4 protein-coding genes are annotated in these 4,030 nt (G+C 69.9%); 2 read left to right on the forward strand and 2 right to left on the reverse strand.

The features are described from left to right. Positions 1–1,197: argininosuccinate lyase (argH, locus tag AC1MIR_RS07660; protein ID WP_480027587.1), on the reverse strand; the 1,197-nt coding region annotated here is incomplete at its 3' end. Positions 1,198–1,218: 21 nt separating this feature from the next. Here argH and AC1MIR_RS07665 point away from each other — a divergent pair. Next, positions 1,219–1,779 carry a TlpA disulfide reductase family protein gene (locus AC1MIR_RS07665; RefSeq protein WP_480028722.1) on the forward strand — a complete coding sequence of 187 codons (561 nt, stop codon included), beginning with the start codon at positions 1,219–1,221 and terminating at the stop codon, positions 1,777–1,779. 16 nt (positions 1,780–1,795) lie between these two features. After that, positions 1,796–3,073, forward strand: coding sequence for an aminopeptidase (locus AC1MIR_RS07670; RefSeq protein WP_480027588.1), 1,278 nt, complete (start codon positions 1,796–1,798; stop codon positions 3,071–3,073). Positions 3,074–3,180: 107 nt separating this feature from the next. Here AC1MIR_RS07670 and AC1MIR_RS07675 read toward each other — a convergent pair whose 3' ends face one another. Beyond that, entirely contained in the window at positions 3,181–3,876 is a 696-nt protein-coding gene (locus AC1MIR_RS07675; RefSeq protein ID WP_480027589.1) for a DUF1194 domain-containing protein, read from the reverse strand. Between the last annotated feature and the right edge of the window lie 154 nt (positions 3,877–4,030).

The raw sequence follows: 4,030 nt of genomic DNA on the forward strand, positions 1-4,030 counted from the left end.
CTTCCCCGTCACATGATGCGCGTCGCGGAAGGGCATCTTCAATTCGCGCACCAGCCAGTCGGCGAGGTCGGTCGCGGTAGAGAAGCCGGCGCCCGCCGCCGCCTCCAGCCGCGCCACCTGCGGCTGCATGTCGCGCACCATGCCGGCGGTCGCCGCCAGCGCCAGCGCCAGGTTCTCCGCGGCGTCGAAGACCGGTTCCTTGTCCTCCTGCATGTCCTTGAAATAGGTCAGCGCGAGGCCCTTCATCACCGTCAGCATGGCGACGAGGTTGCCGATCATCCGCCCCGTCTTGCCGCGCACAAGCTCCGCCGCGTCCGGGTTGCGCTTCTGCGGCATGATGGAGCTGCCGGTGGTGAAGGCGTCGGACAGTTTCACGAAGCCGAAATAGGGGTTCGTCCAGATCACGATCTCCTCCGCGAAGCGGCTCAGATGCGTGGCGCACATCGCGCAGGCGAACAGGAATTCCGCGGCGAAGTCGCGGGAGGCGACGCTGTCCAGGCTGTTGCGCGTGGGCCCGTCGAAGCCGAGCGCCTTGGCCGTCATGTGGCGGTCGATCGGGAAGCCGGTGCCGCAGAGCGCGGCCGCGCCGAGCGGGCTCTCGTTCAGCCGGGCGCGGCAATCGGCGAGGCGGCCGCGGTCGCGCGACAGCATCTCCACATAGGCCAGCAGGTGGTGGCCGAAGGTGGTGGGCTGGGCGGGCTGCAGATGGGTGAAGCCCGGCATCACCGTGCCGGCATGTTCCGCCGCGCGCGCGACCAAAGCGCGCATCACGTCGGCGATCTGCGCATCCAGCCCGTCGATGGCATCGCGCACCCAGAGGCGGACATCCAGCGCCACCTGGTCGTTGCGGCTGCGGCCGGTGTGCAGGCGCTTGCCGGCCTCCCCGATGCGCTCGGTGAGGCGGGCCTCGATGTTCATGTGGATGTCCTCGAGCGCCTCGGACCACGCGAAGCCGCCGCCCTCGATCTCCCTGGCGATGTCCGCGAGGCCCTGGCGGATGGCGGCCTCGTCCTCGGCCGAGATGATCCCCACATGCGCCAACATCGCGGCGTGGGCGAGGCTCCCGAAAATGTCCTGGCGCCACATCTTGCGGTCGAAGCCGATGCTGGCATTGATCTCCCGCATGATGGCGCCGGGGCCTTCGGCATAGCGCCCGCCCCACAGGGAGTTTTGCGTCGTGTTCGTCTCGTCGCCCACGGAGGGTCCCGTCCTGTGCTGATGCGCCGCAAGCTGTTCGCCGCGATGGGCGGGACGCTGGCCACGGCCGCCGCGGCGCGTCAAGCCGCGGCCGCCGCCGGCCCCGAGAAGCTGCGGGAGACGCCGGAAGGCCGCCCGCTGCCCGAAAACCTGGTCTTCCAGGACGCGGAGGGGAAGGAGACGCGCTTCGACGCCTTCCGCGGCAAGGGGCTCGTCGTGAATTTCTGGGCCACCTGGTGCCCGCCCTGCGTGGCCGAGATGCCCGCGCTGGACCGCGCCCATGCCGCGCTGGCGCGCGAGGGGATCGAGGTGCTGGCACTCTCCTCCGACCGCGCCGGGCGCACCGTGGTGGAGCCCTTCTACCAGCGCACGGGCCTGCGCCACCTGGCGATTTGGTTCGACGCGCGCGGCGCGACGGGCCGCGCGCTCGGCATCCGTGGCCTGCCGACCACGGTCATCCTCGACCGACGCGGCCTGGAAGTGGCGCGGCTGGAGGGCGAGGCGGTGTGGGACAGCCCCGCGATGCTCGCCGCCATCCGCCGCCTGGTGCGCGGTGCCGCCCCCGCCAACACCACCACCTGAGCGCAGGAACACGACCATGCCGGACGACGCGATCCGACCCGAGGGGCCCGCCACGACCTTCGAGGCGAAGCTCGACAAGCTGGCCGCGCTGGCGGTGCGCGTGGGGCTGAACCTCCGCCCGGGCCAGGAAGTGGTGATGACGGCGCCGCTGGAGGCGATGCCGCTGGTGCGCCGCATCGCGGAGCACGCCTACAAGGCCGGCGCGACGCTGGTGACGCCGCTGATCTCGGACGACGCGGTGGCGCTCGCGCGCTATCGCCACGCGCATCCGCCGGAAGCCTTCGACGTCGCGCCGGGCTGGCTGTTCAACGCCATGGCCGAGGCGTTTCGGTCCGGCGCCGCGCGCCTCGCCGTGGTGGGCGACGACCCGACGCTGCTCTCGGCCGAGGATCCGGAGAAGGTCGCGCGCGCCAACAAGGCGCGCAGCATGGCCTATCGTCCGGCGCTCGAGTTGATCACCAGCTTCTCGATCAACTGGAACCTGGTGCCGGCCGCGACGCCGGGCTGGGCGCGCCAGGTTTTTCCCTCGTTGCCGGAGGACCAGGCCGCTGCGGCACTCTGGGACGCGATCTTCGCGGCCTGCCGGGTGGACGTCGCAGACCCGGTGGCGGAATGGGCGCGGCACAACACGACGCTGCATGCCCGAACGGCCTTCCTCAACGGCAAGAATTTCTCGGCGCTGCATTTCCGCGGCCCGGGCACCGACCTTCGCGTGGGCCTCGCGGACGGGCATCTCTGGGCGGGCGGGGCAGAGCCGGCGAAGAACGGCATCACCTGCAACCCGAACATCCCGACGGAAGAGGTCTTCACCACCCCGCACCGTCTGCGCGTGGACGGCACCGTCCGCTCGACCAAGCCGCTCGCCTACCAGGGCACGCTGATCGAAGACATCGCGGTGCGCTTCGAGGGCGGCCGCATCGTCGAAGCCAATGCGTCAAAGGGCGCCGAGGTGCTCCGCAAGGTCCTGACCACGGACGAGGGTGCGGCGCGGCTGGGCGAGGTGGCGCTGGTGCCGCATTCCTCGCCCATCTCGAAGTCGGGGCTCCTGTTCCGCAACACGCTGTTCGACGAGAACGCGGCGAGCCACATCGCGCTCGGCCAGGCCTACACCACCTGCCTGCGCGACAGCGCGGGCGTGCCGAAGGAGAGGCTCGCGGAACGCGGCGCCAATGCCTCGCTGATCCATATCGACTGGATGATCGGCAGCGGCGAGGTGGATGTTGATGGCGTCACGCAGGACGGAACGGCGGAGCCACTGATGCGCAAGGGCGAATTCGTGGCGGGGCCAATCTGAAGCCATCGCCGCCTCGGCCCCTCAAGCCTCGTTCTGACCGGCCTGGCAATAGCGCAGAAAGGGCGGCCCCGAAGGCGCCGCCCTTCCCATCGTCTCGCAGCGCCCGATCAGGCGGCGCGGCGGCGGCGCATCAGGCCCAGGCCGGCCACGCCCAGGCCGAACAGGGCAAGCGACGCCGGCTCGGGCACGCCGATGATCTCGCGACCGATCTTCAGTGTCGCGGCGCGCTCGAAGTCGATGAAGCTGTTGGCTGTGACGACGAAGCCGCCGCCGGTCACGACATTGGCAGTGTACCAGTTTGTCACGCCGTTCGGGCCGAAGTCACCCTCGATCGCAAGACCGTTGATGGTAACGCCGGCGGAGGTCGCGGCGTTGCGCTGGGTCTGCACGACCGTGCACGGCGTCGCCGGGCTGCTTTGGCAGTCCTCGTCAACGTTCTCCAGCCCGTCGCCGGAGACGTCGACCACCCTGCGGTTGCCGGCGAACGTGTCGTCGGCGATCAGGCCCAGTGATGCCTCGATGCCCCGCGCGACACCGGTGCCGCCCTCCTGCAGACGGATCATGTTGGCGAGATCGTTGGCGAGTTGGGTGATCTCGGCCGGGGTCGTCAGTTGCCGCCAGCCGATCGCCGTCTGCGCCGTGTCCGAGAACTGCACGACGCTGACCGCGATGCCGCCACTGGGGGCGAAAGAGACAATCGCGTTCTGGATCGCCGCATCGTTGAAGGCTGCGGCATAGCCTTGCCGCTGCAGGTCGTATTCGGTGGCGTTGATGCTGCCGGATACGTCGATCGCCAGCACCAATTCGAGCGCGACTGGAATGGGATCGGCCTGAGAGGCTGTCTCGAAACAGCATCGTTACAAGCCGGCGCTGGGCTGGATGGGCGAGTTGCGGGCAAACCGCACGCGGCGCCGCGCTACGCCTCCCTCCGACACCCCGGTGGAGGTGCAGATTTGA

It is taken from the genome of Falsiroseomonas sp. RANM36 (genome assembly GCF_056682175.1).